At 61.1% G+C, this 13,789-nt stretch carries 14 protein-coding genes; 9 read left to right on the forward strand and 5 right to left on the reverse strand.

Annotated elements, in window-relative coordinates; genetic code table 11:
* Positions 1-88: 88 nt before the first annotated feature.
* The 3 genes from ACS4RR_RS21820 to ACS4RR_RS21830 all read right to left on the reverse strand — a co-directional run bounded on the left by ACS4RR_RS21820 (position 89) and on the right by ACS4RR_RS21830 (position 2,971).
* Positions 89-1,306, reverse strand: a complete 1,218-nt coding sequence (locus ACS4RR_RS21820; RefSeq protein WP_456189384.1) for an MFS transporter — start codon at positions 1,304-1,306, stop codon at positions 89-91.
* Positions 1,307-1,392: 86 nt separating this feature from the next.
* Complete coding sequence (locus ACS4RR_RS21825) at positions 1,393-1,884, reverse strand: cupin domain-containing protein (RefSeq protein WP_456189385.1); 492 nt, start codon at positions 1,882-1,884, stop codon at positions 1,393-1,395.
* Between the two features lie 190 nt (positions 1,885-2,074).
* On the reverse strand, positions 2,075-2,971 hold the full coding sequence (locus tag ACS4RR_RS21830; protein ID WP_162118318.1) for a LysR family transcriptional regulator: 897 nt from the start codon (positions 2,969-2,971) through the stop codon (positions 2,075-2,077).
* Between the two features lie 178 nt (positions 2,972-3,149).
* Here ACS4RR_RS21830 and ACS4RR_RS21835 point away from each other — a divergent pair, with 178 nt between their 5' ends.
* The 9 genes from ACS4RR_RS21835 (at position 3,150) to ACS4RR_RS21875 (ending at position 11,495) form a co-directional block, all read left to right on the forward strand.
* On the forward strand, positions 3,150-3,980 hold the full coding sequence (locus tag ACS4RR_RS21835; protein WP_456189386.1) for a 3-hydroxybutyrate dehydrogenase: 831 nt from the start codon (positions 3,150-3,152) through the stop codon (positions 3,978-3,980).
* Positions 3,981-4,011: 31 nt separating this feature from the next.
* On the forward strand, positions 4,012-5,091 hold the full coding sequence (locus tag ACS4RR_RS21840) for a patatin-like phospholipase family protein (RefSeq protein WP_222385817.1): 1,080 nt from the start codon (positions 4,012-4,014) through the stop codon (positions 5,089-5,091).
* Positions 5,092-5,335: 244 nt separating this feature from the next.
* Positions 5,336-5,605, forward strand: coding sequence for a BufA1 family periplasmic bufferin-type metallophore (locus tag ACS4RR_RS21845; protein WP_003545955.1), 270 nt, complete (start codon positions 5,336-5,338; stop codon positions 5,603-5,605).
* 41 nt (positions 5,606-5,646) lie between these two features.
* Entirely contained in the window at positions 5,647-6,672 is a 1,026-nt protein-coding gene (gene bufB / locus ACS4RR_RS21850; RefSeq protein WP_407766469.1) for an MNIO family bufferin maturase, read from the forward strand.
* A complete protein-coding gene (locus ACS4RR_RS21855) occupies positions 6,662-7,447 on the forward strand; it encodes an HvfC/BufC family peptide modification chaperone (protein ID WP_407766468.1) in 786 nt (261 codons plus the stop codon). The genes bufB and ACS4RR_RS21855 overlap by 11 nt, the downstream gene beginning before the upstream one ends.
* Before the next feature lie 14 nt (positions 7,448-7,461).
* The gene (locus ACS4RR_RS21860) at positions 7,462-7,935 is read left to right on the forward strand and encodes a DoxX family protein (protein ID WP_407766467.1); all 474 of its coding nucleotides are present in this window, start codon (positions 7,462-7,464) and stop codon (positions 7,933-7,935) included.
* A 3-nt stretch (positions 7,936-7,938) separates the two neighbouring features.
* Positions 7,939-9,255 carry an NAD(P)/FAD-dependent oxidoreductase gene (locus tag ACS4RR_RS21865; RefSeq protein WP_456189387.1) on the forward strand — a complete coding sequence of 439 codons (1,317 nt, stop codon included), beginning with the start codon at positions 7,939-7,941 and terminating at the stop codon, positions 9,253-9,255.
* A complete protein-coding gene (locus ACS4RR_RS21870) occupies positions 9,245-11,107 on the forward strand; it encodes an adenylate/guanylate cyclase domain-containing protein (protein WP_456189388.1) in 1,863 nt (620 codons plus the stop codon). The genes ACS4RR_RS21865 and ACS4RR_RS21870 overlap by 11 nt, the downstream gene beginning before the upstream one ends.
* A gap of 13 nt (positions 11,108-11,120) precedes the next feature.
* A complete protein-coding gene (locus ACS4RR_RS21875; RefSeq protein WP_017963085.1) occupies positions 11,121-11,495 on the forward strand; it encodes a DUF3307 domain-containing protein in 375 nt (124 codons plus the stop codon).
* Positions 11,496-11,691: 196 nt separating this feature from the next.
* On the opposite strand, the gene ACS4RR_RS21880 is transcribed toward ACS4RR_RS21875, so the two are convergent.
* Both ACS4RR_RS21880 and ACS4RR_RS21885 read right to left on the reverse strand, forming a co-directional pair.
* Complete coding sequence (locus ACS4RR_RS21880; protein ID WP_017963084.1) at positions 11,692-12,438, reverse strand: GntR family transcriptional regulator; 747 nt, start codon at positions 12,436-12,438, stop codon at positions 11,692-11,694.
* Positions 12,439-12,600: 162 nt separating this feature from the next.
* Positions 12,601-13,731, reverse strand: coding sequence for a sugar phosphate isomerase/epimerase family protein (locus ACS4RR_RS21885; RefSeq protein ID WP_407766463.1), 1,131 nt, complete (start codon positions 13,729-13,731; stop codon positions 12,601-12,603).
* Positions 13,732-13,789 lie beyond the last annotated feature (58 nt).

Below are 13,789 nucleotides of genomic sequence, written 5' to 3' on the forward strand. Positions count from 1 at the left end.
TAGCTTTCGGTAGCTCTGCCTGCGTTCCCGCCTGTGGCCGTCTCGACACTGTAGAATGCCGTTCGATGTGCGTTTCGATGGCCCTGGATCATCGCCGGATTGGACCGGGCGTTGAGCCGATGGGAAGGGCGATCACGATGGCTGCAAGCAGCGTTGCGACGAGCACGCCGACACAGGCCGGCCAGCCCACCTGATCATAGATCTGGCCGAGTACGAGGCTGCCTGCGAGACCCCCGGTGTAATAGGAGGCGAGGTAAATTCCGCTGGCGCCTGCCTTGTCCGTAACCGCGCGTCGGCCAACCAAACCGGTGGCGATCGCTTGGGCGAGGAATGTCCCTATTGCCACCAGCGCCAGTCCGGCCAACACCAGAGGCAAGCTGACACTCAGAAGTGCCGCGACGCCGACAATGGCGAGCCCAAGCGTCGAGATGATCCCGAGTTTTGCTCCGATTCGGACCGCGAGCTTGCCTGCCATCGGCGTGGTCAGCATCGACGGTAGGAATACCAGATAGACGAGGCCGAGCGTCATCGGCGACAGGCCGAGAGCCACGAGCTGGAAATTCACATAGGTGAAAGTTCCGATGAAGACGAAAAGGATGAGGAAGCCGATCGCGAAGACACGGCGCAGCTCACCATCGGCGAAATGATAAGTCCAGCGGCGCATGTTGAATGAGCCGTCTTCGCTGGTCTGCATCATGGCCGAGGTCTTTTTGAGGGTGAGCCGGACAAGCAGCGCGCCGGCGATGTTGAGGGCCGCGAAGGTGAGGAAGTTGATTTCAAGCCCACCGAACCCGACGACTATTGCAGAGAGGATGCGGCCGAAGAAATTGCTCGCGACATTGCCGGTGACATAGGCCGCCAAGGCGCCTGTCGCCTGGGTTGGCGAGAAGTGTTCCGAGAGATAGGCAATGGTCAGCGTGAAGGCTGCCGACATGCAGAGGCCCTGGACGATACGGAGGACGGCAAAAACCGTCAGATCGTGGGTAAAGGCCAGAGCTGTCGTGGGAAGTGAAAGCAGCGCAAGGCTGATCCAGATACCGCTGCGGCGATCGATCCTGCGACCGAAGAAAGCTATGCCAAGCCCGGCGACGGCCATGCCGAAAGTGCTGGCATTGACGGCAAAGCCCATGGCGGCGCGGCTGACCTGAAATCTCTCCACAAGCGCGGGCAGGATCGCCTGAGCCGCGAAGAGATCGACCAATGTCAGGAAAGAAATCAGCGCGATGACGGCAAAGCGCCAGCCATCGGCGGCGGTAGCGCCGAGGGTCGTTCTCGGCGGATTGAGGACATGCTCGATGCCGGTCATGGCGATCACTCCAAGTGTCGGGTGAATGCGTGTGGCGTCTCCGGCTTGGGGGGCCGGAGACGGCTGTCAGCGAGCTCGGAAGCGGCTCACATGGATCTGTTCTTTTGCTCTTCCGAGGTCAGGATGTCGGCGGAGTAGAGAACAGCCGGCTTGCTGCCGTTGTTCTTCCACCAATGCGACAGCATGCCGAATTCGGCAGTCACGTCGCCAGCCTTATGCTCGATCGGCACTTTGCACGTGCTGCGGTATTCGGTGATCGAGCCCGAAACGATCAGGATGTTGGCCGGACGGCTCTCATGCGAATGCCACGGCACGACGCCGCCAGGCTGCACAACCAGCTTGCGCATCCGCAGGGCGCTGTTCTTCCAGGCGTCTCCCTTGGAGGCGAGGTCAATCGATGAGATGAGCTTGTCAGTCACACCCTTCGGCATCATTTCGCCGGGTTGCATGCCGTTTTCGGCGACCTGGCCGGCCGGGCATTCGCCGGCATAGGCTTGGCCTGTGGAAATGGTGGTGAAGGACGCGAGAGCGAGGACGGAGGCGAGCGTCAGGCGCTTGGCATTCAGTTCGAATTTCATCAGAGTTCTCCTTGTTGGGCCCGGATGAAGCGTTCGCGCCGGGCATGACAAGGAGCATGGAGAAGGTGATGGCGAATGAGAAATGCCGCCTCATTCTCAATTCCATAGCCTGAGGCTATCGTGAAACGCAGGACGTGCGGACGCTCCGCATCGCCAGGACACGGAGCACAGTTCATTATTCGTTATGCTTTCAATGTGAGCGGCCTGGCAGCGCGGCCCAACCGTAAGATTTGACAGCGCCGACGAAAGTCGAGACGGCCGGGGAGAAGCGGCGGCCAGCTACGGTTACAAGGCAGACTTCGCGGGTTACCTCCGGTTCGGCGACCGGCCGGACTTGCAGGCCAGGCACGACGGCGCTGTATTCAGGAATGAAACAGATACCGAGACCACCAGCGACAAGATTCTGAATCCAGTCCTCACGTTCGCTCGAATAGGAGACGATAGTGCTCACACCCTGAGCGTCACAGAGATCCGTCAGGTAGTCCCAGTACTCGCAATTGACACGGCGAAGATAGATCTCGCCATCGATCGCGGCGATGGGAATGGCATCGTATTGGCTAAGCCGGTGCCCCGCCGGAAAGGCCAGCATAAACCGTTCCCGAAACAGCGGCGTCACATCGAAGCGCTCCGGAAAATTGTCGGCGCTCGACATGATCGCGATATCGAGTTCGCCCTGCTCCAGCAATCCCGCCAACTTGGCCGGAATGCCCTCGACGAGTTGGAGCTGGATACCCTTGTGGCGCATGTTGAAATCGGTGAGCAGGCCGGTAAAGCGCCGCGGTCCGATCGTGCACATGATGCCGACCTTGAGGTGCGCGTCGTTGAGACAGAGAAATTTCGACGCCTCGGTTTTGACGCCCAGGAGTTCGTCCTGCACTTGCTGGAAACGCGGACGCAAGAGATTGCCGAGATCGGTGATGTGGGTGAGGTTTCGTTCGCGACGGAAAAGCAGCCCGCCCACCTCGTCCTCGAGCTGCTGAACCGCTCTGCTCAGCGCGGGCTGAGTGACATTGCAGTTCTGCGCCGCGCGCGTGAAGTTGCGCGTTTCGCAAACGGCCAGAAAATACCGGATGTGATGGATATCCATATCCGCTCCCCAACAATTCCAAAGTAAGCCAATGCATCTACTCTGGTCCCCGGCGCTACATTCGGCCAATGCCACTGAATTATCAATTCCATTATTGAGCGGCATTTCTCTTATGACTGCAACCGCGCCATTTTGAACGGGAAGCTACACATCGTGGCGTCTAAAAATGGAGAACGCAATGCTCAATCTGCTTGCTACCGAAACTGAACCCTTGGCTGGCCGCAAGATGCTCGAGGGTCGTACGGCGATCGTGACCGGCTCGACCAGCGGTATCGGCCTTGGCATTGCCCATGCGCTGGCAAGGGCGGGTGCCTCGATCATGCTCAATGGATTCGGCGATCCCGCCGGCATTGAAACGTTGCGCGCCGAGATGGCCGAGAGCAACGATGTCGATGTCGCCTATGACAGCGCCGACATGTCGAAGCGCGACGCTATCCTGATGATGGTGGAGCGCGCCAAGGCTCGATCTGGCCAAATCGATATCATCGTCAACAATGCCGGCATCCAGCACGTTTCTCCCATCGGCGAATTTCCGCCTGAGAAGTGGGATGCGATCATGGCGATCAACTTGTCGGCCGCCTTTCATCTTGTCCAGGCCACTTTCGACGGCATGTGCGAGCGCGGTTATGGCCGCATCATCAATGTCGCCTCGGCGCACGGCCTTGTCGCCTCGCCATTCAAGTCGGCCTATGTCGCAGCAAAGCACGGCATGGTGGGGTTCACCAAGTCGATTGCACTTGAGGGTGCCGAATTCGGCGTGACATCGAATGCAGTCTGCCCCGGCTATGTCTGGACGCCGCTTGTCGAGCAGCAGATCGACGCGCAGGCGAAGTCGCATAACATCGCACGCGACGCAGTAATCCGCGACGTGTTTCTCAAGAACCAGCCGACCAAGCGGTTCGCGACGGTCGAGGAAATGGGCGCGCTCAGCGTCTTTCTCTGCTGCGATCTCGCAGGCTCCATCACCGGCACGGCCATTCCGGTCGATGGTGGCTGGACGGCGCATTGATCTCAACACGAAGAAATCGGGAGTGAGGACCATGAACAAGCACACAGGTGTGAAGAAAATTATCGCCGACAGCGCGGTTGTCGCCTCCTCTGAGCGAGAGCCGCGGACGCTCAATCTGGCGCTCCAGGGCGGAGGCGCGCATGGCGCCTTCACCTGGGGCGTGCTCGACCGGCTGCTCGACGAGCCGAACCTGTCGTTGGAAGGTGTCGTCGCAACCAGCGCCGGCGCAATGAATGCCGCCGTATTGGCCTATGGCCTGGCCGAAGGCGGGCGGAGCGGGGCGCAGACCGCGCTCGCCAATTTCTGGCGGCGCGTCAGCCATGCGTCGGCATCCGGACCTCTGCAGCCGACGATCTTCGACAAGATAACCGGATCGCGGGCGCTGGAATTTTCGCCGGCCTTCATGATGTTCGACATGGTGACGCGACTGATGTCGCCCTACCAGTTCAACCCTTTCAATTTCAATCCGCTCCGGCAGATCTTGGAGCAATCGGTCGACATGGATGCGATCCGCACGGCGCGCTGTCCGGTGAAACTCAGCATCTGCGCTACCAATGTCCGAACCGGCAAGGTCAAGGTGTTCGGCAATGACGAACTGTCGATCGACGCCGTCATGGCATCGGCTTGCCTGCCCTTTCTGTTTCAGGCTGTCGAAATCGACGGCGAGTCCTATTGGGATGGCGGCTATATGGGCAATCCGGCAATCTTTCCGCTGATCTATGGCTGCGACACGCCGGATGTGCTGGTCGTCCATATCAATCCGATCGAGCGGGCCGAGGTGCCGCACACCGCCTCCGAGATACTCAATCGCATCAACGAGATCAGTTTCAATTCGTCGCTGCTGCGGGAAATGCGGGCGGTGGCTTTCGTCACCGATTTGATCGATGCATCTCCTGAAAGTACCGGCAATCTCAAGCGCATCTTCGTGCACGGCATCTCCGATGACGAGACGATGAAGAGCCTTTCCGTGTCGAGCAAGCTCAATGCCGATTGGGGGGCGTTGGTCGATCTGCGCGACCGCGGCCGGGAATGCGCCGACATGTGGCTGCTGGCCAACTACCAGGACATCGGCAAGCGATCGACGGTCGACATTCGCGAACGATATCTCTGATTTTCCAAGGACTTCCTTCCGCGTCGCCGGCTCCGCTCCGCTCCCTCCGTCGCGGGCCACGCCACTTCTACCCCCGGTCGCCCCGGGGGTATTTTTTTGCCTTCTCGCCAGCCGCCGCCGCGCATAGCGCCAGCCTATCAAAACCATGCCGCAACAGCATTTCAAACATCACCGGCAATGCGGGAAAGTAATTCCAGTCAAGCCGAAAACCGGTTTGATCCAACCTCAACCAGGAGACATTTCCATGAACTCGACCCGCATCCTCATCGGCTCCGCCCTTGCTGCCATCACCTCCATGGCTGCCTCCAGCGCCTTTGCCGGCCCGGCTGCACAGCCCGAATTCTCGTTCGAGAAGTGCTACGGCGTGGTCAAGGCCGGCCTCAACGATTGCCAGACGGCCACCCATTCCTGCGCCGGCACCTCGACGGCCGACAACCAGGGTGATGCCTGGGTCTACGTGCCGGCCGGCACCTGCGCCAAGATTTCCGGCGGCGCCATCGAACCCAAGGCCTGAGGCCTCCCAAGCTTCATTCAACCCATATGAAGGAGTGACCAATGTCCAAGATATTTCCTAATCTTCCAGTACCGGATGCCGCGGGCATTGGTCTGCGCTCCCGACATATTTCCGATATGATCTCCCGCCGGCCTTCGGCGGGATGGCTGGAGGTCCATGCTGAAAACTACATGGGCGATTCCGCCGCCGTCGATGCTTTGGAAAAGTTGCGCGAGACCTATCCGCTGTCGGTGCACGGCGTCGGTCTCTCGCTCGGCAGCGCTTCGGGCCTTGATCGGGACCATCTGGAACGGTTGCGGAGCGTGTGCATCCGGTTCCAGCCAGCATTGGTCTCGGAACATCTGGCCTGGAGCGTTGCCGACGGCGCCTATCTCAACGATCTCCTGCCGCTCCGTTATGACGACGATGCGCTCGATAGCGTTGCAGCCAATGTCGATCAGTTGCAGGACAGGCTGCAGCGCCGCGTCTTCATCGAGAACCTGTCGGCCTATATCGCCTTCGCCAATTCCACGATGACCGAGGCGCAATTCCTCGCCGAGCTCGTCAAGCGTACCGGCTGCGGCCTGCTGCTCGACGTCAACAATGTCTATGTCTCGGCCTGCAATCTCGATTTCGATGCCAAGGCCTTCATCGACGACCTGCCCGCCGATGCGATCGGCGAAATCCATCTCGCCGGCCATGCAGTCAACGAAGTCGAGGGCGACATCGTGCTGATCGACGATCATGGCTCCCGCGTGCCGCCGGCCGTCTGGTCGCTCTATGCGCATGTATTGCGCAAGATCGGCCCACGACCGACGCTGATTGAATGGGACACCGAGGTTCCCGCGCTCGATGTGCTGCTCGGCGAAGCAATGTGGGCCGACATGATGGCCGCCTCGATCGAATTCGAAAAGCGTGGCCCGCCGCAGATCGCCCAGCAGCCGGACCGCCGGTTCCACGGCATCGAGCTGTTCTCCACGAGCAATCTCGCACGCGGCGCCATGCCGGCGATCTCGGCCTTGACGACGATCACACCGTCGGTCTTCGCGAGCAACTCCGTCACACGGAGGGCGCGTTATGCTGCCTGAACTCGAACTGCAGCAAGCCGTCGCGGATGCTATCCTTAACCGCCGAGGGCCGGATCTCGGCCCCTCATTCGATACGGGCGGCCGCTTCGACCCGATGCGCCGCTTCAACATCTACCGCAACAACACATTCGCATCGCTGAGTGCCACGCTCGTGTCGGTCTTTCCTGTCGCCGTCAGCCTGATTGGAGAGCGGTATTTCCGCCATATTGCCGCAAGCTTCATTCGCGTGAGCCCGCCCTCCGAAGCGCGGCTGGTACGCTATGGTGGCGACTTCGCCGACTTCCTCGGCCGGCTCGAAGACCTCAAGCCTATGCCCTTCATCGCCGATACGGCGCGGCTTGAATGGTTGATCGCCGAGGCGCTCGATGCGCCGGCGCTGCCGCCTGCGAATATGGCGGAACTCTCCCGGGGTGGCGAAGACACCATGCCCGACCTGATCCTCCAGCCGTCGTTGCGACTGCTGTTTTGCCGTTGGCCGGCGCTCGACATCTGGTCGGCGCACCAGGCAAGCGGCGATCTCGAACAGCTTGGCGATATCAGAAGGAAACCGCAGCGGATCGCGCTGTGGCGGAACCGGGACAGCGTTCGCTTTCTCCGCCTCAGCGGCGCCCATTACGTCTTTCTGCAGGCGCTGAAGAGCGGCCGCGGACTTGAACATGCCGTTCAGAAAGCCGCCGCTCGCGATCCGAATTTCGACCTCGTCGCCTCGCTCGGCGGTCTCTTTGCTGACGGCCTCGTCACCCGCGTCCGCCACCAACCTGCAAACATCAACTGAGAAGGAATGGATCGATGACCATGATGACCCCGACATCCATGCCCGAACGAGGCGGTTTCGCCGGCCTTTATTCGCAGGCACTCCGGCTGGCCTCGTCCGTACCGCTTTCGGCGGTGCAGTTCGTCGCCCGGCTCACTGTTGCGAACGTGTTTTGGCAATCGTCGCAGAGCAAGCTCGCCTCCTGGCCCGTCACGGTCCAGCTCTTCGCCTTGGAATATCGCCTGCCGGTACTCGATCCCGGCGTCGCAGCCCTGCTCGCCACGGCCGCCGAACTGTCGGGTGCAATGCTGATCCTCTTCGGTCTCTTCTCGCGTCTCGCGGCACTGATGCTGCTCGGCGTCGTCGCCACAATCCAGATCTTCGTCTATCCCACCCATTGGGGCGAACATCTGACCTGGGCGGCTCCGCTGCTGCTGATTTTCGCGCGAGGCGCGGGCGTCATCTCGCTCGACCATCTCGCCGGCCGCTTTTTCTCGCAGGAGCGCTGAGCCATGCGGATCGAAGCCGAGGGCGCGATGACAGGCGGTGCGCCGAACATGATCCGCCCAATGCCCGGGAATGGCCGCCCGCGCGTGGTCATTCTCGGTGCCGGCTTCGGCGGTCTTGCCGCCGCGATGGCGCTCAAGAATATCCAGGTCGATATCACCGTCATCGACCGTCGCAATTATCACCTCTTCCAGCCGCTGCTCTACCAGGTGGCGACTGCAGGCCTATCTCCCGCTCAAGTCGCGATGCCGATCCGCCGCATCCTGTCGCGGCAGAAGAATGTGACGGTATTGATGCAAAGGGTAGAGCGGATCGAGAAAGCCACGCAGGTTGTTCACACCGCCGAGCGGACCATTCCTTACGACTATCTTGTTGTCGCGACCGGCGCCCGTCATGCCTATTTCGGCCATGAAGAGTGGGCCGAAAGCGCGCCGGGCCTCAAGACGATCGGCGATGCGACGGAGATCCGCGCCCGGATTCTCTCCGCTTTCGAAAGCGCCGAAGTCACTGAGGATGATCAGCGGCGCGCGGCGTTACTGACCTTCGTTGTGGTCGGCGGCGGCCCGACAGGCGTCGAAATGGCCGGTGCGATTGCCGAACTTGCCCGCAAGGTCGTGGTTCGCGACTTCCGTCACATCAATGCCGCTTCGGCACGCGTCGTCCTGGTCGAAGCCGGCAACCGTATCCTGCCAACCATGCCGGTCTGCCTTTCGGCAAAGGCGCAGCGTCATCTCGAAGGCCTGGGCGTGGAAGTGTTACGCACCGCTGCCGTCACCCATTGCGATAGCGAAGGCGTCATGCTCGCCGACGGGCGCCAGATTCGCTCGGCATGCGTGCTTTGGGCCGCAGGTGTCATGGCATCCAAAGCGGCCAAATGGCTCGGCGCCGGGGCCGACCGCGCCGGCCGCACGGTGGTCGACCAACGGCTGAATGTCCACGGCCACAACAACATCTTCGTCATCGGCGATACAGCTGCGGCGAAGAAAGCGGATGGCCATCCCGTGCCAGGCACAGCGCCGGCCGCCAAGCAGATGGGCGAGCATGCCGCGCATGCCATCCGGGCGCTCATCGCGGGCAATCCGGTCAAGCCGTTCCGCTATCGGCATTTCGGCAATCTCGCCACGATCGGCCGCAAGGCGGCGGTCGCCGATTTCGGACGGATCAGGCTGTCCGGGTTTTCGGCCTGGCTGATCTGGAACCTCGCCCATCTCTGGTTCCTCGTCGGTTTCCGCAATCGCCTCGTGGTTTTCATGGATTGGGGCCTGGCCTATCTTCGCTACGAGCGGAGCGCCCGCCTCATCACCGACCGCCATGAGCGCTGATTTCCTTCCACGCGTGAAGATGGGCCGCGCAGTCACTATGCTGCTGCTGCTTGCCGTCATCTCGACGGCTGTCCTCGTCCATCTGATCTGGCAACGCACCGCGAGTGCCAATGTCGATAATGTCGTGGCCGCCCTCGATGCGCAAAGCACCGGCGCCGTTCGCAACGAACTCGCCTCGCAACTCGCACTGGTATCGAGTACCGCGGAAATAATCCGCTCGGTCTTCTTCCAGGGCGCCATCAAGCCCGATGACGAGGTCAAGCGCGAGTTCCTGTTTCTCTCGCTGCTGCGTGAGCAGCCGGCGATCGCCTGGATTGGGTTCGGTTTCACCGATGGGCGCTTCTTCGGTTCACATGCCGCCGCCGACGGCCGGATCGAGATGGTCGAAATCGGCAAAGCCGCGCCCGGCAAACCTCGAACATTGCGCCGCGACCGATACAAGCCGATCCCCGGCGACATATTCTTCGAAGAGCGCGTCAACACCGAGAGCGCCTATGTGACGGAGGGCTCGTCCTGGTATCGCAAGGGCAAGGACAGCACCGATCCGGCCTGGACGGTCGTGGACATCTTGCCAAGCGGTTTCGAGCCTTCGATCGTTCTTTCCAAACGGGTCGAAGCCTTCGGACGGCTCGAAGGTGTCGTCATGGTGGCGGTCAGCCTGCGACAACTGTCACTGACGTTGCAGCATCTCAACATGCCCTCCGAAAGCAAAATCTATGTGCTCGCGAAGGACGATGTGGTCCTCGCCACGTCTGAACCGTCGGACGGCGTCATGGCCGCCCATCTCGCCGATTTTCCGAAGACCGACGTGCTTTCTGCTGCCGTCGCATCCGCGCGCCGCACCCATCCTCAAAACGTCTTCCGCACGCTGCAACAGAGTGCCGCTCTCGGGCCGGTGTTCATTTCATCCAGTGCGCTGCCTTTTGAAGACTGGCGGCTGCTGACGGCGATTCCGCGCTCCACCTTTGCCGGCGATATCGATGAAAACACCAAGCGCGTGTTCTTCATCGTCGCTGCCATCGCGCTGCTTGCCGCTGTCACCGCGATTATTTTCGCCCGCCTGCTTTTCGCCCGGCCGCTTGCCCGCTTGGCGCAACAACTGCACGCGGTCGAACGCTTCGAACTCGATGCCGTCAGCCACACGCCCACCGTGCTGGTTGAACTCAATGACTTCTCCGTCGCGCTGAAACGGATGTCTTCGGGGCTATCGGCCTTCGCCCGCTTCATGCCGCTCGATGTCGTCAAGCCGCTCGTCAACGGCGGCATCGAGCCCAGGCCCGGCGGCAAGCTTACCGACATCACGGTTCTCTTCGCCGACCTGCCGGGCTTTACGGAGATGACCGAGGAACTCGGCGCCGGTGTCGAACCGCATCTCACCCGCTTCCTCACGCTTTCCATCGCCGCGATCCACGCCGAGGGCGGCACGGTCGACAAATTCATCGGTGATGCTGTGATGGCGATCTGGAATGCGCCGAACGACGAGCCCGATCACGCGTCGCGTGCCTGCCGTGCGGCAGCCGCGATCCGTGACGCGATGCATGCCATCCCGCCGCTCGCGCCCCAGCATGACGCAGTGCGGGTCAGGATCGGCATCAACAGCGGGACGGCACTCGTCGGCAATATCGGCTCGGCCGAACGCCTGAGCTACACGGCGATTGGCGATGTCGTAAACCTCGCAAGCCGCCTGGTCGGCGTCGCCAAAGACAAAGGCGTTGAAATCGTGTTGAGTGGCGAGACGTGGGAACGGGCGAACCGGCGGCTCGATGCCCGCTCGCTGGGAGAGACGGTGGTGCGCGGCAAATCGCAACCGGTGCCGATCTTTACCCTGGATCGGAAATCGCCCCCGATTTGAGGGAGGACGGATCATGGAAAGTGCATCTTTCCTTATTGGCTTACTCGCCTGGCTGCAGGTCAAACATTTCGCCGCCGACTATCTCTTGCAGCCGGCCTGGATTCTGCAGGGCAAGGGCGATATCCGCCACCCGGGAGGCTATATTCATGCCGCGATCCACGTCGCAGGCACCCTTCCGGGATTGCTTTTGTTCGGGCTGGATGGCGTGACGATCACGGTCTTGGCGCTAGGCGAATTTCTAATTCACTTTACCGTTGATCACGTAAAGGCCGTTCACGCGCGCCGCCATCCGGCTGCCATGACAAGCCGTCCTTACTGGGCCGCGCACGGAGCCGATCAGTTGTTGCATCATCTGACCTACACTGGGATTTTGGCTGTTGCGATGTGACCGAAGACAGACATCTACTCGATCCTGCAGATCATGCCAATGTCCGCTGTCAGCCAATCCGAGGATGACTGCCCTCTTTTGCCGTCTCCAAGCGGGCTGGAGGGCTGTACGCACGAACCCGCCACGGCAGATAGCTCGCTGGACTCTTGTTGATTCAAGTCCTGGAGCAAGCATCAGCGATACGCGCGGATCTCCATCAGGAAAAATTCTCCAGTACGGCCAGGAATGTGTGCCGGTCACCCTGCCCTTCGGTCAGGCGCACACGGCCTTCGATGTCGGCGAGGTGGTGGTCCATCAGCTGTTGCGCCTTGGCGAGGTCTTTTGCCTTCAAGGCAGCAACGATCATGCGATGGTGGTCCGCACCGCAGTCGTCCTTGCGGTCCTCTTCGTACAAGGACATGACGAGCGAAAGCCGAGCAACGATCTTGGCGAGCACTTCCGTCAGCACCGGGTTGCCGGCGATTTCGGCAAGCACGATGTGGAACTTGCCGGACAGAACCGTCTTCGATTTTTCGTCGCCGTGGTGGTGGATGTGCTCTTCTTCGTCCGTCAGCTTTTGCAGCGCATCCAGCTGCTCCGGCGTGACCCGGGCGATGACGAGTTCCAGAAGCAGCCGCTCTATTTTCCGCCGCGCCTCGAAAAGGCTCTTTGCCTGCTCGACGCTCGGCTCGGCAACGAAAGTACCGCGATTTCTCTTGCGTTCCAGCAGGTGGTCGCTCTCAAGCACACCGAGTGCCCCGCGCACGACGGTTCGGCTGACACCGAAATGCTCGGCGATCGCCTCCTCCAGGATTTTGGTGCCGGGTTTGAGCGCACCCTCGCCGATGGCGGCGGCAAGCGTGGCGCGGATGCGTTCCGAAACATCGTCATGGGTATCGGCGCTCTCCACCGACCCATTGGCCGCTGTCATCGCCTTGGGACTCTGACGGCGCATCTTTCTCATTTCAGTCTCCAAATTGCCTCTGGCGGCCTTGCGTCGATCTGATCGATCACCAGATATCCGTGCCCGATAATTATTTCCATAAGAATATTCCTGCGTAGATCATCTCGGCACGTGCATTCCGATCGGCGGTACTGGCGAAAACGCCGATACCGCCTTGGGAAATCAAGCCGCTTTCTGCTTCTTCACCGATGCGGACAGGGCAATACCCTTTTCGGCGCAAACCGCCTCGACATGACGCGCCGATTGCTGGATGAAGCCGATCGCCTCGGCAAAGCCGTAGGACTGATTTTCGTAAGTCGGGTAGCCGTATTGGCTGCTTTCATAGGCGACCCAGTCCGGAATTTCACCTGAGGCGACCCGTTTCTCATAGGCATCCACCATCGCCATATAGGCCGCAAGCTCATCCGCCGTCAGGTCGGGGTGGCCGGCGCGCCAGATAGGATCGTCGATCTCGATGCACTGGCGCGGATTGGCTTTGCGGGGCTTGTCGGCGACAGACTGGGCGACCTCCAGCGACAGGTTCAGCGCGGCGTTGGCGTCGGCAAGAATGGGAAGGATCGCGGCGAAATCGACGATGCCGCCGCCAACGGGTCTGGTCTGGAAATCGAGACCGCCCGGAGCGCGCCCGACATAGGCATCCTTGATATGGGTTTGGCGGATATAGGGAGCCAGCCGCTTGGCGGCGAAGACCGGATGCTCGCCCCGCTGCAGTCCGTTTGCCGTGTCGAAGACGACGCCGACGCAATCGGCGCCGACCTTCTCGATCAATCGCAGGATCTCGAAGGAGGTGATCTCGTCATGGGTTTCGATGTTCATGTGCGCGCCATTGGCACGGGCGACGGGCGCGAGCTTGCGGAGGACCTTTTCGATTCCGAGCAACTGCTCTTCCCAGGTCACATCGGTGCGGAATCGGTCATTGGCCAGCCGGCCGCGATATTCGCTCTTGAAATTGCCCGGAGCAACCCAGAGCTCATGACAGCCGATCGCGGCGCTTGCCTCGATCATGCGCGTGAAACCGGCAATGATATCGCCGCCGCCGGCTGCCCGCAGGGCCGGTTCCTCGGCGCTGCAATAGGGATTGATCTTGCCGATGCCGCTTTCGAGATAGAGGCCAAGGTCGTCAGCCTTCGCCCTGATCTCGCGCAGCAGGCCGCTGTCGAGGTCAGGACTCATGTCCAGCGCCGTACTGAAGAAAAGGCCTGCGAGCCCAAGTTTCTTGACGTGATCAAGGCTTGCCAGAGGCCCCCGCTTCTTCGCCTCGGGCAGCTTTATGCTGTCGATACCCAATTTCATGTCATGCTCCTCTGCTGTTTCCTGATGGGGCGCGCTGCACTGGCGACCCCTTCGTTGT

Origin of the sequence: Rhizobium zaerense (genome assembly GCF_051810725.1) — a bacterium.
GTDB classification, from domain to species: Bacteria; Pseudomonadota; Alphaproteobacteria; order Rhizobiales; family Rhizobiaceae; genus Rhizobium; species Rhizobium leguminosarum_I.

Excerpts from the sequence above, each read along its gene's own strand:
- ACS4RR_RS21875 (WP_017963085.1), top strand. The coding sequence starts at position 11,121 with ATGGAAAGTGCATCTTTCCTTATTGGCTTACTCGCCTGGCTGCAGGTC.
- ACS4RR_RS21835 (WP_456189386.1), top strand. The coding sequence starts at position 3,150 with ATGCTCAATCTGCTTGCTACCGAAACTGAACCCTTGGCTGGCCGCAAG.
- ACS4RR_RS21820 (WP_456189384.1), bottom strand. The coding sequence starts at position 1,306 with ATGACCGGCATCGAGCATGTCCTCAATCCGCCGAGAACGACCCTCGGC.
- ACS4RR_RS21845 (WP_003545955.1), top strand. The coding sequence starts at position 5,336 with ATGAACTCGACCCGCATCCTCATCGGCTCCGCCCTTGCTGCCATCACC.
- ACS4RR_RS21880 (WP_017963084.1), bottom strand. The coding sequence starts at position 12,438 with ATGAGAAAGATGCGCCGTCAGAGTCCCAAGGCGATGACAGCGGCCAAT.
- ACS4RR_RS21840 (WP_222385817.1), top strand. The coding sequence starts at position 4,012 with ATGAACAAGCACACAGGTGTGAAGAAAATTATCGCCGACAGCGCGGTT.
- ACS4RR_RS21865 (WP_456189387.1), top strand. The coding sequence starts at position 7,939 with ATGCGGATCGAAGCCGAGGGCGCGATGACAGGCGGTGCGCCGAACATG.
- ACS4RR_RS21870 (WP_456189388.1), top strand. The coding sequence starts at position 9,245 with ATGAGCGCTGATTTCCTTCCACGCGTGAAGATGGGCCGCGCAGTCACT.
- ACS4RR_RS21885 (WP_407766463.1), bottom strand. The coding sequence starts at position 13,731 with ATGAAATTGGGTATCGACAGCATAAAGCTGCCCGAGGCGAAGAAGCGG.
- ACS4RR_RS21830 (WP_162118318.1), bottom strand. The coding sequence starts at position 2,971 with ATGGATATCCATCACATCCGGTATTTTCTGGCCGTTTGCGAAACGCGC.
- ACS4RR_RS21855 (WP_407766468.1), top strand. The coding sequence starts at position 6,662 with ATGCTGCCTGAACTCGAACTGCAGCAAGCCGTCGCGGATGCTATCCTT.
- bufB (WP_407766469.1), top strand. The coding sequence starts at position 5,647 with ATGTCCAAGATATTTCCTAATCTTCCAGTACCGGATGCCGCGGGCATT.
- ACS4RR_RS21825 (WP_456189385.1), bottom strand. The coding sequence starts at position 1,884 with ATGAAATTCGAACTGAATGCCAAGCGCCTGACGCTCGCCTCCGTCCTC.
- ACS4RR_RS21860 (WP_407766467.1), top strand. The coding sequence starts at position 7,462 with ATGACCATGATGACCCCGACATCCATGCCCGAACGAGGCGGTTTCGCC.